At 37.1% G+C, this 17,620-nt stretch carries 21 protein-coding genes; 9 read left to right on the top strand and 12 right to left on the bottom strand.

Translation table 11 applies throughout. The annotated features are described in order from the left end of the window. Window positions 1-72: 72 nt before the first annotated feature. Genes ABH968_RS07745 through ABH968_RS07735 form a run of 3 tightly spaced genes read left to right on the top strand, consistent with a single transcriptional unit; the run spans window position 73 to window position 3,586 of the window. Window positions 73-1,827 carry an ABC transporter ATP-binding protein gene (locus tag ABH968_RS07745; protein WP_370043447.1) on the top strand — a complete coding sequence of 585 codons (1,755 nt, stop codon included), beginning with the start codon at window positions 73-75 and terminating at the stop codon, window positions 1,825-1,827. A 17-nt stretch (window positions 1,828-1,844) separates the two neighbouring features. Further along, window positions 1,845-2,522, top strand: coding sequence for a response regulator transcription factor (locus tag ABH968_RS07740; RefSeq protein WP_370043446.1), 678 nt, complete (start codon window positions 1,845-1,847; stop codon window positions 2,520-2,522). Next, window positions 2,519-3,586, top strand: coding sequence for a HAMP domain-containing sensor histidine kinase (locus tag ABH968_RS07735; RefSeq protein ID WP_370043445.1), 1,068 nt, complete (start codon window positions 2,519-2,521; stop codon window positions 3,584-3,586). Before ABH968_RS07740 ends, ABH968_RS07735 begins: the two co-directional genes overlap by 4 nt. A gap of 42 nt (window positions 3,587-3,628) precedes the next feature. On the opposite strand, the gene ABH968_RS07730 is transcribed toward ABH968_RS07735, so the two are convergent. Then, complete coding sequence (locus ABH968_RS07730; protein ID WP_370043444.1) at window positions 3,629-4,216, bottom strand: NAD(P)H-dependent oxidoreductase; 588 nt, start codon at window positions 4,214-4,216, stop codon at window positions 3,629-3,631. A gap of 121 nt (window positions 4,217-4,337) precedes the next feature. On the opposite strand from ABH968_RS07730, the gene ABH968_RS07725 reads away from it, so the two are divergent. Next, window positions 4,338-4,775, top strand: coding sequence for a MarR family winged helix-turn-helix transcriptional regulator (locus ABH968_RS07725; protein WP_370043443.1), 438 nt, complete (start codon window positions 4,338-4,340; stop codon window positions 4,773-4,775). 48 nt (window positions 4,776-4,823) lie between these two features. Here ABH968_RS07725 and ABH968_RS07720 read toward each other — a convergent pair whose 3' ends face one another. Together ABH968_RS07720 and ABH968_RS07715 are read right to left on the bottom strand one after the other, a co-directional pair. Then, window positions 4,824-5,228, bottom strand: coding sequence for a GNAT family N-acetyltransferase (locus tag ABH968_RS07720; RefSeq protein WP_370043442.1), 405 nt, complete (start codon window positions 5,226-5,228; stop codon window positions 4,824-4,826). Between the two features lie 11 nt (window positions 5,229-5,239). Further along, the gene (locus tag ABH968_RS07715; RefSeq protein WP_370043441.1) at window positions 5,240-6,097 is read right to left on the bottom strand and encodes a GNAT family N-acetyltransferase; all 858 of its coding nucleotides are present in this window, start codon (window positions 6,095-6,097) and stop codon (window positions 5,240-5,242) included. Between the two features lie 491 nt (window positions 6,098-6,588). Here ABH968_RS07715 and ABH968_RS07710 point away from each other — a divergent pair, with 491 nt between their 5' ends. Beyond that, entirely contained in the window at window positions 6,589-7,353 is a 765-nt protein-coding gene (locus ABH968_RS07710; RefSeq protein ID WP_370043440.1) for a YqcI/YcgG family protein, read from the top strand. A 71-nt stretch (window positions 7,354-7,424) separates the two neighbouring features. Then, window positions 7,425-7,622 (top strand): hypothetical protein, encoded by a 198-nt coding sequence (locus ABH968_RS07705; protein ID WP_370043439.1) that lies wholly within the window; start codon window positions 7,425-7,427, stop codon window positions 7,620-7,622. On the opposite strand, the gene ABH968_RS07700 is transcribed toward ABH968_RS07705, so the two are convergent. Then, window positions 7,619-8,944 (bottom strand): amino acid permease, encoded by a 1,326-nt coding sequence (locus ABH968_RS07700; protein WP_370043438.1) that lies wholly within the window; start codon window positions 8,942-8,944, stop codon window positions 7,619-7,621. The two genes, ABH968_RS07705 and ABH968_RS07700, sit on opposite strands and share 4 nt — an antisense overlap. Window positions 8,945-8,970: 26 nt before the next feature. Continuing rightward, complete coding sequence (locus ABH968_RS07695; RefSeq protein WP_370043437.1) at window positions 8,971-9,909, bottom strand: arginine deiminase family protein; 939 nt, start codon at window positions 9,907-9,909, stop codon at window positions 8,971-8,973. Between the two features lie 141 nt (window positions 9,910-10,050). On the opposite strand from ABH968_RS07695, the gene ABH968_RS07690 reads away from it, so the two are divergent. Then, complete coding sequence (locus ABH968_RS07690; RefSeq protein WP_370043436.1) at window positions 10,051-10,497, top strand: NUDIX hydrolase; 447 nt, start codon at window positions 10,051-10,053, stop codon at window positions 10,495-10,497. A gap of 107 nt (window positions 10,498-10,604) precedes the next feature. Here ABH968_RS07690 and ABH968_RS07685 read toward each other — a convergent pair whose 3' ends face one another. Then, window positions 10,605-10,832, bottom strand: coding sequence for a transcriptional regulator SplA domain-containing protein (locus tag ABH968_RS07685; RefSeq protein ID WP_370043435.1), 228 nt, complete (start codon window positions 10,830-10,832; stop codon window positions 10,605-10,607). Window positions 10,833-11,051: 219 nt separating this feature from the next. On the opposite strand from ABH968_RS07685, the gene ABH968_RS07680 reads away from it, so the two are divergent. After that, window positions 11,052-12,440: a TldD/PmbA family protein gene (locus ABH968_RS07680; RefSeq protein WP_370043434.1), complete on the top strand. Its 1,389-nt coding sequence runs from the start codon at window positions 11,052-11,054 to the stop codon at window positions 12,438-12,440. 2 nt (window positions 12,441-12,442) lie between these two features. Beyond that, on the top strand, window positions 12,443-13,786 hold the full coding sequence (locus ABH968_RS07675) for a TldD/PmbA family protein (RefSeq protein ID WP_370043433.1): 1,344 nt from the start codon (window positions 12,443-12,445) through the stop codon (window positions 13,784-13,786). Between the two features lie 157 nt (window positions 13,787-13,943). On the opposite strand, the gene ABH968_RS07670 is transcribed toward ABH968_RS07675, so the two are convergent. The 6 genes from ABH968_RS07670 to ABH968_RS07645 all read right to left on the bottom strand — a co-directional run. Further along, entirely contained in the window at window positions 13,944-14,453 is a 510-nt protein-coding gene (locus ABH968_RS07670) for a QueT transporter family protein (protein ID WP_370043432.1), read from the bottom strand. Between the two features lie 152 nt (window positions 14,454-14,605). Beyond that, window positions 14,606-15,361, bottom strand: coding sequence for a 3-oxoacyl-ACP reductase (locus tag ABH968_RS07665; RefSeq protein WP_370043431.1), 756 nt, complete (start codon window positions 15,359-15,361; stop codon window positions 14,606-14,608). 55 nt (window positions 15,362-15,416) lie between these two features. Beyond that, entirely contained in the window at window positions 15,417-15,638 is a 222-nt protein-coding gene (locus tag ABH968_RS07660; RefSeq protein WP_049666662.1) for a DUF2829 domain-containing protein, read from the bottom strand. Window positions 15,639-15,899: 261 nt separating this feature from the next. Beyond that, the gene (locus tag ABH968_RS07655) at window positions 15,900-16,754 is read right to left on the bottom strand and encodes a GNAT family N-acetyltransferase (protein WP_370043430.1); all 855 of its coding nucleotides are present in this window, start codon (window positions 16,752-16,754) and stop codon (window positions 15,900-15,902) included. Between the two features lie 20 nt (window positions 16,755-16,774). After that, complete coding sequence (locus ABH968_RS07650) at window positions 16,775-17,338, bottom strand: histidine phosphatase family protein (protein WP_370043429.1); 564 nt, start codon at window positions 17,336-17,338, stop codon at window positions 16,775-16,777. A 102-nt stretch (window positions 17,339-17,440) separates the two neighbouring features. After that, window positions 17,441-17,620, bottom strand: a 180-nt coding sequence (locus ABH968_RS07645) for a hypothetical protein (RefSeq protein ID WP_370043428.1), incomplete at its 5' end; no start/stop codon positions are given.

Raw genomic sequence — 17,620 nt, 5'->3', positions numbered from 1 at the left:
TAAAGACATGCTATAGTTAGTAACATAAAAGATTCATATTTTATTGTTGATGAAATTGAAGGAGGATTTACTTTGCAGGAGGCATCAAAAGATACGAAAAAACTTACGGATTGGCGACGTTTTATTCGCCTAGTGAAACAAGCTGAGCCACCAGTATCGCTATTAATTATTGCATTAATCATGAGTTTAGCAACTACAGGTGTAGGCTTTATCGTACCGTTATTTACAAAAAAATTAGTCGATGGCTTTTCATTAGCATCCCTTGATTATTGGCAAATACTTTTGTTAGGTATTGCTTTTATCGCGCAGGCAATTGCAAGTGGCCTTTCTATTTATTATTTAAATCGTGTCGGACATCATGTCGTCGCGACATTACGAGATCAGCTTTGGAGAAAGCTACTTCATTTACCAATTCCTTATTACGATGAGAACGATACAGGTGAAACATTAAGTCGTGTTACGAATGACACAGCTGTTGTCAAGGAGCTCATTACAGAACATCTTGCGAACTGTTTATCTGGTGTTATTTCCATTATTGGATCAATTATTATTCTATTAATCTTAGATTGGAGAATGACCTTAGTCATGCTGATCGCTGTTCCGCTAGCTATGGTTATTTTAATGCTTTTAGGAAGACGTATGTTTGTCATTTCAAAAGGAATGCAAGATGAGACAGCAAAATTTACGTCCGTACTAAATCAAGTGTTGCCTGAGACACGATTAGTAAAAGCTTCAAATGCCGAAAGTATAGAATATGAGCGTGGTAAGAAAGGCATTACAAACCTCTTTACGTTTGGCTTAAAAGAAGCTAAAATCCATGCGCTTATTTCGCCACTCATTTCGTTTGTCTTAATGTCAGTCCTTGTAGCCATTATTGGTTATGGCGGTGTACGAGTTTCTTCAGGCGAGCTTACAGCTGGAGACATGGTAGCATTTATTTTATATTTAATCCAAATCATCATGCCGATGACCCAATTAACAATGTTTTTTACACAGCTTCAAAAAGCAATGGGTGCTACAGAGCGAATTAGTGCATTACTTGAGCATGAAGAAGAAAATATTTTCGAAGGAAAAACATTAGAAATAGCGGATCAGCCTATTTATGTAAAAAATGTTGACTTTGCTTATGGAGAAGACCTAATTTTATCGAATATTAATTTCACCATTGAACCAGGTAAAGTTACGGCCATCGTAGGGCCTAGTGGCGGAGGGAAAACAACAACATTTTCTCTGTTAGAAAGATATTATCAGCCTACTAACGGAAGTATTACACTTGGAGAAACCCCTATCAACACGTACTCCTTACACTCTTGGAGAAGTCAAATCGGCTATGTTGCTCAGGAGAGTGCACTTCTATCTGGGACGATTCGTGAAAATATTTGCTATGGTATTGACAGAGAAGTGCAGGATGAAGAGCTTGAGCGAGTTGCCAAAATGGCCTATGCCGATCAATTTATCAATGAACTACCAGACCAATTTGATACAGAGGTAGGAGAACGAGGCATTAAGCTTTCTGGCGGTCAACGACAACGAATCTCTATCGCCAGAGCACTTTTACGCGACCCTCAAATATTAATGCTAGATGAAGCAACATCTAGTCTAGATAGTAAATCAGAAATCTATGTTCAAAAAGCATTAGATAATTTAATGCAAGGTAGAACAACGCTTGTAATTGCACACCGCCTTTCTACAGTAGTAGATGCCGATCAAATACTTTTTGTGGAGAAAGGACATATTACGGGCAGCGGCACACATGATTCTCTATTTGAGACTCATGACATGTATCGAGAGTTTGCCAAGCAACAATTACGTATTAAAGAAGAATAACGAAGGGATTTGTTAGCGTGACAAAACTATTAGTTGTAGATGATGATGCCCATATTCGAGAATTAGTTAAGGTATTTTTACAAAATGAAGGTTTAGAGGTAATTGAAGCTACGGACGGTGTAGATGCACTGTCCAAATTGGATTCTGATAAGGTGGATATGATTATTATGGACATTATGATGCCAAATATGGACGGCTGGGAATTATGCGAAGAAATACGTTCATTTAATGATAATCTACCAATCTTAATGCTAACCGCAAAGGGAGAAACCTCACAAAAGGTAAAGGGCTTTCATCTTGGAACAGATGATTATCTTGTTAAACCATTTGAGCCTGTAGAGCTGATCGTCCGTGTGAAATCAATACTTAAAAGATACCATATTTCCCTATCTCAATTTGTGGAAGCTGGCAATATTAAGTTAAATCGTAATACACATGAAGTCTTGTATAACGGTGAATCTTTAACACTTCGTTTAAAGGAATTTGAACTATTATTTACGTTAGCAAGCTATGCTGGAAAAACTTTTTCACGTGAACAGCTAATCGAAGAAATTTGGGGATACGACTATGAAGGTGATGAACGTACAGTCGATGTTCACATTAAAAGACTTCGTCAACGTTTTCCTCAAGAAACAAGTGGATTTTCTATTCGTACAATTCGCGGCCTAGGCTATCGATTGGAACTTGTTTCATGAGAAGACTAAAAAATTTTTTAAAGCTTTTTTTAACTTTAATGCTTCTTCTTATCATTAGCATCGTATTTGCTTTTATTTCCTACCACATAACGTCCTGGCTTTATGATTGGTTAGGCAAACATCCACAAGGTTTCTGGCTTCAATTATGGACCGTAGTTGGTGTTTTTGTTCTCTTTGCTTGCTCAGTCATCATCACCTTTTTAATTGGGCTAAAAAGACAACGGAACTACTGGAATACGATTGTAGATGCATTAAGCCGGATTTCAAAAGGTGATTTTACTGTCAAATTAGATCTTAAAGCAGATGACGAAGATCAATTTGGTCAATTAATACATGGCATCAATCATATGGCAGTCGAATTAGGTGAAATGGAAAGAATGCGCCAAGAATTTATCTCGAATGTATCTCATGAAATTCAGTCGCCTCTAACATCTATTAATGGCTTTGCTAAAGCTTTGAAAAACATTGACCTCTCTGAGGATAAGCGACAGCATTATTTAGCAATCATTGAGATGGAAAGTAATCGACTATCAAAAATTAGTGACAATTTACTAAAGCTAACGTCGTTAGAATCACAACACCACCCCTTCGAGCCAAGGCATTTCCGACTTGATAAGCAATTGCGCACTGTCGTACTAACGCTTGAACCTAATTGGCTAGCTAAAAATATCGACATGGATTTGCAATTAGAAAGCATTTCGGTAATAGCGGATGAAGATTTAATGAATCAAGTATGGATGAATTTACTAAGCAACAGCATTAAATTCACGCCAGCTGCTGGCATCATTACGATATCTATGACAATGCAAATGGATACGATCACTATTGCCATTTGTGATAGCGGTATCGGTTTAACAGCGGAACAACAAAAGCATGTATTCGAGCGATTTTATAAGGCTGACCAATCAAGGACGGCTGAGAATGGCGGAAGTGGCTTAGGACTATCTATCGTAAAGAAAATCATCGATATGCATAACGGAACCATTACTGTTGAAAGCAAGCCTGCTGAATTTACAACGTTTTTTGTAACTCTGCCATTAAATCATACTCGTGCAAACGAATAACAGATTCTTTTTTCGTCTGCACGAGTCTATTAGGCAGATGAACTAGTAAGCTACTTTTCTAAAATATTGATAAATTTTTTCGAGTTTTCTGCTATGTCCCCCCTTCTTACTTTCCATATTGCCGAATTCAAAAAACTTCACTTGTTTAATGCCAACAAAATTAAATAACGCTCTTTTCATTAATATTTTATGAGCATTATTTAGCCATAACAGTGGATATTTTGTTGGACCCTTCATTGTCGAAATACACACTACTGATTTTCCTTTTAGTAGCCCCTCAGGAAATAGTCCCTTTTTATCTTTATAAGCAAAGTTGGCCGCAAACAATTGATCGATATACCCTAGAAGCATTGCTGGTGGTCTTCCCCACCAAATCGGATATACAAAAACGATTTTATCAGCCCACCTAATTTGTTCTCGATATTTCTCAAGCTTTGGATCACGAAACATATCACGACGTCGTTTCTGTTCATGAAAAACTAAAAGCGGATCAAATTGCTCCTCGTATAAATCTAATACTTGAATCTCCTTTACGAAAGGATTGTCATTACAGCCCTTCATAACCTTCTGTAAAAAAGCATAATTCAAACTTTTATGATTGGGATATGTATAAATAATTAATGTGTTCATCATGCATCCTCCATTACTTATCATTTGATAATAAAATAATAAATCACATAATTTTAGTTGTCAAATGATAATTGTTTTAAGATAAGTTTTTTGTTATCTTGTCAGTAAGAGGTGAACACGTTTGGACAAAAAAGAATTATTTAATCAGTTCGTAGCATTTACAACAGCGGTACATCAAGTAACACATGAACTAACTCAAAACGTTAAAATCGATAATATTACACCTGTACAATATAAAATTCTAGAATATATAAAAGTAAGCCAGCCAGTTACTCCTACTGAAATTAGTGATTGTCAGCATATGTCCTTACCTAATACAAGCCGTGAATTACGCAAATTACAGGAAAGAAAGTTTATTGAAAAAATTAGCGATACCGAAGATCGAAGAAAGCACTATGTTTGCCTTACAGAAGATGGGGAAAAAGTAATGGAGGAAGCATTCGCCTGTATAGAAGAGCGCTTTCTACAACTTATTCAACATGCATCAAAGAAAGATTTAGAGGATATTCATCATGCATTAAACATTCTTGACGAAAAGGTCTTTAATCCAAAATCATAAAAGAGAACCTGCATGCTTTTCATTATCAGACAAGCATTGCGGGTTCTTTTACTGTTTATTATATTGACATAGAAAGCGTTCCACACCTGGGTATTTCTCTCCTAGACTAGTTATAAAAAACCCATAACGACGATAAAAATCTACAGCCTCATAATCCGTTTCAGCAACAATTGTTGGGTACTTACTCGCTATAAAATTAATCATTTTACTACCAATACCCTTTCCTCGTTGATCAGCTAATACAGCAATATGCTTAATCTCACACTCTGATAAGCTGAGTTGTTCTATACCAATACAACCAGCTATTTCACCTTCGAATTCAACGCTATATAATGTCCTATTCGATAAAAGTATATATTTTTCATACTCTTGTTGAACTTTTTCATCCGAAGTTGCAAAAGAAAGTAGTTTTCTAATAGCTGGAGAAATAGTGTTTGCTTGAACTATATTCATAACTTACCTCCTTAAATGTTGGAAGCAGGAATGACAACAGCATGACAAGCTTTTTCATAAAATTCAATTGGACCTGCTCCTCCTATAATTGCATATTCATACCCAATCTCATGCATATCTTTTAAACAATGATGGAGAAGGGAATATCCTATCCCCTTTACTCGATTAGATTTCACTACACCCATTGGGCCAAAATAACATTTTTTATTTTGATAAACGTCGAATCCAGCAAATCCAACAAGCTCTCCCTTATTATCAAAAGCTACATATATGGAAGGCACAGTACTTAAAAATGCACTTTTAATTGTTTCTGACCACTCTTGCGAAAAATGACTTTCTACAAAATGAATTAGCTTGTTTTTATCATCACGATTGACTCTACGAATATTACTATAAATCAAATCTGGGAAATTGTAATTGTGAAGATGAGCAACCATATCCCGCGAAGTCGTACCAAGTTTTAAAATCATTTTCTTGTCTTTTTCTGAAACGAATTCCTCAAGCATATTCGCCTTTATTAATGCTTTAAGTAAGTGTCCTTCATTTATATAAACCTGGTTATAGTTTTGCATATAACAAGTTGCTTGTTCCAATACTGTTAAAACATCATTTGTTATTGGAACATTAAATGAATTATGGCTTTGTATATTCTTGTCTGATTTTAGATCAAGTTCATTAATCAAATTTCTTATAGAAGCTTCATCTATAGTACATTTTAATACTATTTCGCCAAGGACCCCCTCTTTTTCTTTTAGACAAGCAAGTAAAAAATGAATAGGCTGTAACACTTTATGTTGTGAAGAGGAAGCTTCTTTTTCCGCATTCTTTATGATCCTTAACATACGATTTGTTAATTTATCTGAATTCAAATGCTTGTCATCCTTTCATTGATTTTTTTCAACTTCTCAATTTTTAACACTTAATAAATAATCTTTATGTTAAATAATTGAAATATTAGGACTTTATCATACCATTAATTATGTTTTCTATTATAAAAAAATTGAAACTATTAATTTGCTTTTCACCAAAAATTAGGAATGACATTTATTAAAAAGAATGTTGATTGGAGTGGAGGCTGGGCGACTCCTTGGGGATTAGCGTCACAGATGGGACCCTGGAGCGAGCAACGCGAGTGAAGCGGCTCATCGGACGCCCCCAGGAAGCTTTGCTCTATGCGAAAGCGAAGCGACAGTAACAAAGCGCCTAGCCGGAATGGAAATCACCCCCACGTTATGGTAATAAGCCTGTTTAGTGTAAATTCCCCTTATTTTCGCTATTTAGAAATCGTTAATGCCTATACATCGTCACCCATTTGCTTTTTCTTTAATAGTATAAAGATGTATAGAAGGAGGAGACATAAGTGGAAGTAGCAGTGTTAGACAAGAAGTGGATAGAAGAACATTTTGAAACACTTCCATTATGGCAACAGTCAGCATATACCGACTTCGCTGCCATGGTTGCAGATGAAGCAAATACGTTTCCCTGTATTCCAGCTAGAAAAGGTTTTTTATCGAACCATCTTCGCTATAGTTTTATCGGAGATCCACGAGAGGAACAATCGATAAAGACGTTAGCACGATGCTTAAAGGAATACGATAAGTACTCTCAAACATTCGGAAACTATACAACACATACCATTTTCTTCAAAACCCCTAATGATATGCATAAAAACTTCGATGTTGCGGATTATAGAAATTTATTTTGGTCAGTTTTAAACAATTTAACTAAATTTGATGATGTCGATTGGCCAAAGGAAATTCCAACCGATCCATCACATCATGAATGGGAATTTTGTTTTAACGGTGAGCCTTATTTTGTGTCTTGTGCAACGCCCGCACACAAATTAAGAAAGAGTCGTAATTTCTCTACTTTATTAATGGCATTCCAGCCACGCTGGATATTTGAAGAAATGAACGACTCTACTGTATTTGGTCGAAAATTAAAGAAGCTTATCCGTCAACGCATTACCGAATACGATGCTATTCCAGCTCATCGTGATTTAAAATGGTATGGGCAAGAAGGTAGTTATGAATGGAAGCAGTATTTTTTAAGTGATGATAATAGTAGTCCATCGAAATGTCCTTTTTTACGTATGCAAAATTCTCTGCAGAACAAAGAACAATAATCAATTATGCCTCGGCATAATTGCGTCCGGAATCGGCTTTGTGCTAGCACAAAGAATTCCTTTCCGATTCCGTGACATCCGCCGGAGGCTTTGGGCCAACAGATGTTTTTTGCGCGAAAGCGAAGCGTCAGCAGCATGATGTTGGTCACTCAGTCGTTGCCACAGGACGTGGCGTTCTTAGATTGAGTTCCTCTATTTCAGCGGATGTTTTTTGTACCGAAAGCGTAGCGACAGGTACGGATGTTTGGACACCTGCTGAAAGAAGTTAAACATGTTTACTCTGTTTTTGCCTTCTCATTACAATCCAAGTCGCAATTCCTATAATGATGATAAAAAGCAGGCTCACGAAAAATCCGAGTCTGCTTGTTTTTTCTCCTAACGTCCCAGACACCGTCACCACAATGAGCAACATTCCGATACCATTCTTCACATGCTCCCACTTCGTCAGCTCCATTAGCTTTCTATATGTCACTAATATAAAGAGCCAGTTATAAATCAGCATTAAGCCTGCAGCTGTAACCAAATATTCAAAAATCTTTTCTGGCATAAGGAAGCCTATAACAATAGTGATGATTAAACCACTAGCTAAAAAGAGAAATGCAGGAAATGGAATCTTCATCTTCCCTTTTTTCGCCAAAGCCGTTGGAGCATCATGATCCTCTGCCAATGTAACGAGAATCGTTATGACCGCGTATAAAGAGGCTACCATTGTTGAAAAGCCTGCCATAATTAAAACGCCATTAAAAATGTCTGCAAAAAAAGGTATGTGATAACCATTAAGCGCTGTAATAAATGGGCTTTCCTCAATATTAAAGTCCTTCCAAGAAACAAGCGCCAAGGCAAGCATAATAGCCATTAGAAAAATGACAGTTATAGCAATAAGCATCACTTTTCCAGCTTTCGGTGCTTCTTTAGGATTTTTTAAATCAATGACCATTAATCCCATAACCTCAATTCCACCAAATGCATAAAAGGCATATAGCAGTCCAAGCCATATTCCTTTCAAACCTTGTGAGAAAAATTCTTCATAATTTGCATGCAGTGCAGCGAGTGTAGTGGATTCTGAATTAAATCCTTTTATTATTAAAATAGCCGCTACTATAATAAACATCAAAACCGCCGCTGCCTTTATCGCACCAAAAATATTTTGAAATTTTTCAAAGCCCTTCATACCAGTAAGAATAACGACTAACGCAAGTGCTGCATAAATAGTTGCAGCAACCCATAATGGAAGCTTAGGAAACCAAAGCTTTGTAAAAATACCAAGCGCCATCAATTGGCTGCCCATAATAAGCATCTCAGAAATCAAGTAAATCCAGCCATTACTGAATCCAGCCCATTTACCAAAAGCTTGCTTTGCATAAGTACGGAATGAACCCTTATCTGGATTGTCAACTGACATCTTAACAAGAGCATCATAGACAATGTACGTAGCAATCGCCGCTAACAAAAAAGGAATTAAAACAGCAGGACCACTTTTATGAATGGCCATACTTGTCCCAAGAAAAAATCCTGTACCTAGTGTACAACCTATGCCGAGAAGCGAAAGCTGCCACCAAGACAACCGTCCTTTACTTGTTTTAGATGTCATTTTGATCAACCCTCCTACCTTTTTGCTTACTTTCTTACCAATGGTAATGTCATACAACGAATGCCACCACCGCCTTTTTCAAGCTCTGTGACATCAATTTCTATCAAATTCTTTTTTTGCAATAGTGGATGCTTCGTCCATTGCTGCTTCGTTGCTTGCTTACTAATCAACAGTGTTTCGGGATTAAGATTTATAAAATTGATATCAGGGATTGTATTATATTTTTCAAGCCAGTAAACGTCAAAGCCATGGTGATTTAAAAATTGCTCAGTCATTTCAAAACGACTTGTTTGAGCTGTGAATACATGTACAGGAAAATAGCGCATAAAGTTTTTAGCTATTAGCAGATTAGCGTTCGTAACATTACAATTCATATCTAAATGAAGTGTATCGGAGCGTCTTGGCAAATCAATGATCGCAATTTCCGAAAATCCTTCTTGGAAGATACGATCCTTGATACTTTCCACAGCCTCTAACGTTGTTCTCATTCCAATATTAATAAGTACGGCATCCTTATTTAAAATCAGCACGTCTCCACATTCTAAAGCAGTAGAAGGAGGTTGTTTAAATTTTAAAAACTTCTCCGGAAACCACTTTTCTAATAATGAGTGTGCATGTGGATACTCTGGACGCCTTAGCGAACTACCTGCCTCTCCAAGGAAAATACTATTTCCTATAACACAGGCAAGATCGCGTACAAAGTACCTATTAATAAGCTGCTCACTTACTGTTTTCTCATCATTTGTTAGCTCTTTCGAATAGTCAATTATATGGACACCCGCATTTTCTAGCGTTGTCTTAAATTCCATAAAATTCTCCATTGCTTTCACATGATTGACAGCAGCACTCCATCCTACATTTTCAGCTATTGTTAAATCTGTTACATCTAAATTTGAAGGTGCACAAAGCATAACAACCTTTAGTTCATCATGCTCCGACCAACAATTCGGTTGAAACGAGTACATATTGTCTCTCCCCTTCTTGGATTATGATCTCTGCTTAGCGTTACCATCAAGATTGGGATTATACAAATTCAAGGAGGACTTTTTTGTAATTTAGATAATTCATATATAAGGATAAAAATAATTACAGAAATGAGTGTAATCATGGAATACTATAAATTTTTAAGACAATATGTAGGACACCAGCCCATCATTTTACCTGGTTCAGTTGTATTAATTCTCAATAAAGCAAATGAAGTGTTATTGCAAAAAAGATACGATGGAGGTTGGGGGCTTCCAGGTGGTTTAATGGAATTAGGAGAAAGCTTAGAAGATACCGCAAAAAGAGAAGTGTTAGAAGAAACAGGTTTAGTTATAGAGGACCTAAAGTTATTAGGTATTTTTTCAGGTCCAGATTACTATCTTAAAGTTTCGAATGGGGATGAACTATACTCAGTTACGGCAGTCTATTATACAAGAAATGTTAAGGGCGATTTAGTTATTGATTATAAAGAATCAGAAAAAATGCAATATTTCTCACTCTTAAAGTTACCGGATGGATTAGATAGTAGATATATTGAACCATACTTAACTCAGTTAGTTATAGAATAAGATTTAGAGAGAAAACTTATTACGTCTTCTCTCATTAGAGTGTTGAAAATGCTACTTTTTAATGTAGGAAAATCAACGTTAAATGGACTACATATTTTCAGCCTCTATCAATAAAAATATTGGTGATAAGCTTGCTCAGCATCCATTTCGCTTGTAAATATTAAAATATCGTTTGTTAGCGGATAATACGACTCAAAGAGAAATAGCGACAGCTCATTCGGATTATCTGGATTGTGCACTACCGCCACTTCCTGTATGTTTACTACTTCCTCAATAGACGGATGTCGATAAAAAATATAAACAATATCCCCTGCACTATATTGATGTTGCTTCATTCCATCACCTTCCTATGCCTTTCCACTAGTTTGGTGTAAGAAGATGTTAAATATAATTAATTTTTGATTCTCATGTAGATATTTATTGGAGATATTCCCCTATTCACAACACTCCCTATCATAAAACGTCACAAATAGAATATATATAATCATGTGATATACTTCACAAATACAGAATTTTTGAATTATTTGGTATACTTGAGAAAAGGAGGAGAAAATATGATTAAACAATCAGTTATTGAAAATGTACTTGAAGCAGCTCTTTCTACAGGTGGCGATTTTTCCGAAGTTTTCATCGAGGATAAGTTTGTCAATGAATTAACATTACAAAGTGAAAAAATTGAACAAAGTATTTCAGGGCGTGATTTCGGCATTGGTATACGCATTTTTTCTGGACTTCAAAGCATCTATACGTACACAAATGATTTTTCAGAGGAAGGCCTACTAGCAGCAGCAAAACGAGCAGCACTTGCCATTAAAGGAGGTACTACTGGAACGATTCAACCACTGAAAAAAGAAATTATTACGCCTATTCATAACATTATCATTCTACCAAACAGTGTGGAGCATGCTAGAAAGGTATCAGTCATGCGACAGGCTAATGACATTGCTAGAAATTATGATGAACGCATCAGTCAAGTTAAAGTAAGGTATCTTGACGAAGAGCAGCATGTTTTAATCGCCAACTCAGAAGGAAAATTTGTAGAAGACAAGCGTATTCATAGTCGACTTGCCATCCAGGCAACTGCCTCCGAGGGCAAAGAAATGCAAACGGGCTTCTATGGTCCTGGTGCTCATGCAGGCTTTGAATTTATCGAAAATCTAGATCTAGAGCACTATGCTGGTGAAGCTGCACGTATTGCGGTCACTATGCTTCATGCCGATGAATGTCCTAGCGGTAAATTCCCAGTCATCATTGATAATGAATTTGGTGGCGTTATATTTCACGAGGCTTGTGGTCATGGACTTGAAGCAACAGCCGTCGCGAAAAACAATTCCGTTTTTGCAAATCGTATTGGTGAAAAAGTTGCCCCTGATATTGTTACATATATTGATGATGGCACACTTCCAAACGAATGGGGTTCCCTTAACATTGATGATGAAGGGGAAAAAACGCGAAAAAACATCTTAATTGAAAATGGTATTTTAAAAGGCTACTTGATTGATAAATTTAATGGTCGCCGTATGAATGCTGAACCAACAGGCTCTTCACGTCGCCAATCCTATCGTTTCAATCCAACATCCCGGATGACGAACACATATATCGCTCCAGGCACTTCTACACCTGAAGAAATTATTGCATCTACCGAATATGGTATTTATGCAAAATATATGGGTGGCGGGCAAGTAAATCCATCGACTGGAGATTATAACTTCGCGGTTATGGAGGCTTATATCGTAAAGGATGGAAAAATTGATCGTCCTGTACGTGGTGCAACACTTATAGGTAACGGGGCAAAAACGTTACAGCTAGTTGATCGTGTTGGTAATAATCTTGCGCACGGTGCTGGTATGTGCGGATCTATTAGTGGTAGTCTTCCTGTCAATGTTGGCCAGCCAATGATTCGCGTAAGTGAAATAACAGTTGGAGGAACGAAGGGGGAATAATTATGAACATTGCTGAATATCAAGAAAAACTACTAAATAAGGCGATAGAAGCCGGTTTTATAGAGGCTGAAGTTTATTATGAACGAAAAAACTCTTTTCAATGTATGCTATACGAAGGTCAGATTGATAGCTATGAAACGTCTGAAGATGGGGGCCTAAGTCTACGTGGGCTGCATAACGGAAAAATGGGTTACGCCTATACAGAAAAACTAGACGATGAATCGATGTCCTTTTTAATCAACAGTGCAAAAGAAAATGCGGACGTTCTAGATGAAGATGAGGGCATAGATATTTTTGAAGGCAGTAATGAATACACGCCGTATGAATTTTACAATGAAGAATTAGAGACTATCGGAATTCCTGAAAAAATTGAGCTACTTCGTTCAATTGAACAAAAAATTCGTGCATACGATTCGCGCATTGTAACGCTTGATTACTGTTTTCTTCAAGAATATACTACTGAACGTTCATTAGCGAATAGTAAAAACCTTTCCTTATCACATAAGGAGAACGGTTTAGTCATCTTCCTTTCTACAGTTGTAAAAGAAGGTGAGGAACTGAAAACAGGTGGGTATTTGAAAATGACACGTGATTTTCATTCACTCAATGCTGAAGAAATTGCCAAAGCAGCAGCCGAGGAAGCACTTGTGAATCTAGGTGAGAAGTCGATTCCATCTGGAAAATACCCAATCATCCTACGCTCTGATGCGACAGCTTCTTTACTAAGTACTTTTATGCCTATATTGTCAGCTGAAAATGCACAAAAGGACCAATCTCTCTTAAAAGGGAAAGTCGGACAAAAAGTGGCGTCAGATGCCTTTACATTACTGAACGCCCCATTCCATCCTGAAGCTTTGTCTGGAGCAAGCTTTGACGGTGAAGGTGTTGCAACAAAAGAGCAGGCGATCATTTTAGATGGGACACTGCAAACACTATTGCATAATAGAAAAACGGCAAAAAAGGAAGGCCGCGAAACGAGTGGGCATGCACATAAAGATTCGTACAAAGGTACTTTATCAATCGCACCTCAAAATTTATATATTTCACCAGGTAAGCGATCACAAGAGGAGTTAATGGCCTCCGTTTCTGAAGGAGTACTTATTACTGAATTATCTGGTCTTCACTCTGGTACGAATACGGTTTCTGGTGATTTTTCAGTCGCAGCAAAAGGATTCCATATTCAAGATGGCAAAATTGCATCACCTGTGAAGCAAATGACAATCGCCGGAAACTTCTTTGAGTTTTTAAATAATATCGAAGAAATCAGCTCAGAGCTTTACTTCCTGCCAGATGGGTATGGCTCTTCATCTCTCCTTGTGAAGGAATTATCTGTTACAGTAGAATAATATGGCAAAGGATTTATTGAGGGAGACATGATGTGAGGGTTCTCCAAATATTCAGGTGCTCCCCCTCCTTTTCCGCCGACTGATCGCAAACTAGGTTTCTAATAGAGTCAAAAAAGCAAGTCTCCTTTTAATGGTGACTTGCTTTTTTGACTTCAATTTATTTCGTCAAATCAATTTTTTTATTTAATAAATAAATAGTCATACCACCAACAGTCATGGATAGCAATTCTCCAACACCTACTGTAAACCAGGTTGCCCAAAACGGAAGATCATTGAGAATTGTTAATTGTCCTGCAACGGTGAACATTGATATAGCGAAAATCAATGCAGTTATAACCATTTTCACAATATCATTTGTTATATTTTTCGTTACTCTTCGGCAAAGAATTAAAACGAGAAATGTCGCAATTCCACCAATAGGTACATCTAATACCCACGTTGGTGACATGAAATTTGCTAGTACTACTCCTAGAGTCACTGCTAACACATAGCGCTTGTTATATAGGGCCAGGTAGTTAAACATCTCCGACAAACGAAGTTGAACTGCCCCAAAACTTATGACTGACAATAAAACAGTTACAGCCACATATAAAGCTGCAACAAGTGCCGTCTTTGTAAGTTCAGTTACAGAAGTACGGCTAGAATCTTTTACAATAGATGTATGCAATTTTATTCTCCTTTGTAAAATAGCATATCCGCTATTTTAGTAATAACTACGGCCAAAGGAAGAGAGCTTTTCGCCCTATCTGAAGTGCCGCAGTGCAAGCTGAATTTTGCTTACTTGCGTATTATAGCAGAAGAATTTACGATTGAACAATACTATTTAGTAAGCCATCCGCCATCAATCGGTATAATGGCTCCGTGTATATAATCAGCTGATTGACTAGCCAAATAAAGTGTTAAACTCGCCACTTCACTTGGTTGGGCCCAACGTCCAGCAGGTGTTTCATCGGCGACCCATTTTGCGATTGCACCATCACCTTCAAAATCTGCCTTGTTCATTGGTGTTTGAATGGCTCCAGGTGCAATGGCATTGGCACGAATTCCTTCACGACAATAATCTAAGTCTAACTGCTTCGTATAGCCTACAATCGCATGTTTAGACGCTGTATACGCCGCGCCACCACCGCCTGCAACAAGTCCTGCAATAGATGCCATATTAACGATTACGCCTGATTTTCTTTTTACCATATGAGGTAATATCGTATTTGTCACAAAAAATGTACCCTTTACATTGGTATTCATAATTTTATCCCAAAGCGCCTCATCTGTATCAAGCGTTTTTGCAAAGCCATCTAAAACGCCAGCTGTATTTAATAAAATATCTACTTGCTTAAATATTGAAATCGCAGCTTCAAATGCTTGCTCTACATCGTTCTTATTACATACACTACCTACTCCATAGACAAATTGTTCAGGATATTGCTGATGTAAATTTACTAACCCTTGCTCATCTAAATCAAACCCGAATACACTCGCCCCATTTTTTAAAAATGCAATAGCTTGGGCTTGACCAATGCCTGAAGCTGCTCCCGTTACAAATACCGTCTTGCCCTTATATTCTTCAAACTTCATATATATCTCTCCTCAAAAAACAAAGAAACCACCTCATTTGAGATGGCACTTTCGATTAATTGACAATTATCCAATCTTCCGCTAATAAATCACAGACTGTCGGTGTGAACATTGTATAGCCCTCACCACGTACATTAATTAAAAAATAAGGATTCAAAGCCTCGCCATCATGTTCGCTTTGTCCAACAAGCTTCACATACAATTCGGCACCGCCCCAACCTTTACGAATTACTTTTTCTCCCGCTTTTAAGCGTGGTAATATCTCTTCAAACGTCATTTAAATTCATCCTTTATTTACATTCTTTATCGGATTAGTATACTGGAATTCTTGGATGTTTACAACCTGTTAAAACAAGCCCTCAAGCAAAAAAGTTAAAGTATTTGTTACCCATCAATGTCTGCAATGATTATATAAGTATTATTATCATTCGTAGAGAAAATCTCTGTTCCACTTTCCAGTTTAGAGTTTGATTTAAATTTATCTAAGTTGTTGTTCAGCTTAACGTTGACATTTCAAACCATCCCTAATTTTCTCTACTCATCTCGCAAACATGTTCCTCTTCATTTGCACTTGCTCTGTCTTCACCTCTAGCCCATTTTCCATCAAATAGCTCGTCGCTGGATTACTTGCTAAAAAGTTAACTGTGGCTAAATTTACTTTATGATTTGTAATGCTTGCGATAAAGTGTGGAATATGTTTTACATTGCCATTCTCCAATAGCTCTAATTGATAAAGTACTATGTGGTCGATGGCTCCATCCTTATCCCATACTATTTTATATAACATATAGCCAATCGCTTCATTATTCTCGTTGTAAAAAACTTTAGCTTCACCTTGTTTATTACTTTGCCAGCTACATTGCCAAGGAACATCTTCCTGATAAAAAGATAAATGCGATAGCTGCTCTGGTCTAATAGTTTCCACATGAATTGTGGCTTGCTTTTCTACTTTAGCTTCATATTCGCCACTTAAAAATAGCAATTGATTTGTAATTGTATAGCCATACTTCTCATATAACGCAATTGCTACTTTATTCTCTTTTATAGCTTCAAGCGCTGCAACTTCCACATTCTCTCTTTCATAGATGGCGATGGTTTCTTCCATTAAAACACGAGAAACACCTTTACCGCGATAGTCTGGAGAAATGCCTGTTCCGCCATTCCAAGAGGTTTTCTTACCATCTATTTGTCTGAATCCATTTAATACAATACCCACAGGACTATTATGATCAAATGCGACGATTGAAAGCTCTGGCGATAGCCCTTCTCCAACGATTCGGTTTAAAAACATCTCTTCATTCATTTCTATTTGTACAAAATACCCCTCAAAGCCTTTATTCCAAGTTTTTAAAGTTTCCTCTAAAGTGCACTGTGAGACCGTTTTTATGTCCATGCTTTTCTCCCACCCTTATGTTAATTTGAGCTACTACCTAAAAGTGATAAATCTTCTAAAGTTAATTTTTTTATTATTTCATAACCGTTTCCAGGACCGTTTGGCTTAACAATAACCATTCCGATGTTTGAAATTCTCCCTAATCCAACACCTTCAGGAAAGCTATGAGCAATGATCACTTGATTCATCCCCTGTGGTGGCTTTCTTTCTAGCACTGATTGTAGATTTGATAATATATTTGTTTTTTCAACGATTGGAATGTTTCCACCCAATTTATAAATTTCATATCCAAGTGGATCAATTTGGATATAGGCATAAGGAAATGCGAGCTTTGCCGTTTCAATTGTTCGACAAAAAGGACTTGCGACAATTAGTGAACTGATTGGAATTTGTAGATAGCGTAGCATTTGTCCAAAGTAAATGGCTTCCCTTCGCCCAACTTCAGACAAATTTCTTTGAGTAGAACAATCTTGAAAATTTAAATACGGCTGATCTACCCCGACAGTTGCCTCGCCATGCCTTGCATACAAAATGAATCCACCCTTTTTCAATAAATCCAGGATTGATTTATCCAAATATTTCATCTCCTCCTAATAGAATACCATGTTGATTATTAGAAATATATGAAATGAATTGCTCAAAAAATGTAAATATGAAAGTTGAAACAGCTTTTAGCAGCGAAGGAGTTACTTCATCGAAAGAGCAACTAAATTTGCCGGAGTAATTCCTTTACTTCGCCGGTAAAATTTCCTATTTAGCCGGTAAACCCCCTTTACTTCGCCGCTAAAACTCCCTCTTTCGCCGGTAAACCCTTTTACTTCGCCGCTAAAACTCCCTCTTTCGCCGGTAAACCCTTTTACTTCGCC

Origin of the sequence: Lysinibacillus sp. RC79 (assembly GCF_041262405.1) — a bacterium.
In the GTDB taxonomy this organism is placed as follows: Bacteria; Bacillota; Bacilli; order Bacillales_A; family Planococcaceae; genus Lysinibacillus.
Note: the sequence above shows the minus strand (reverse complement) of the source record. Positions and strands in the feature narration are given on the sequence as shown.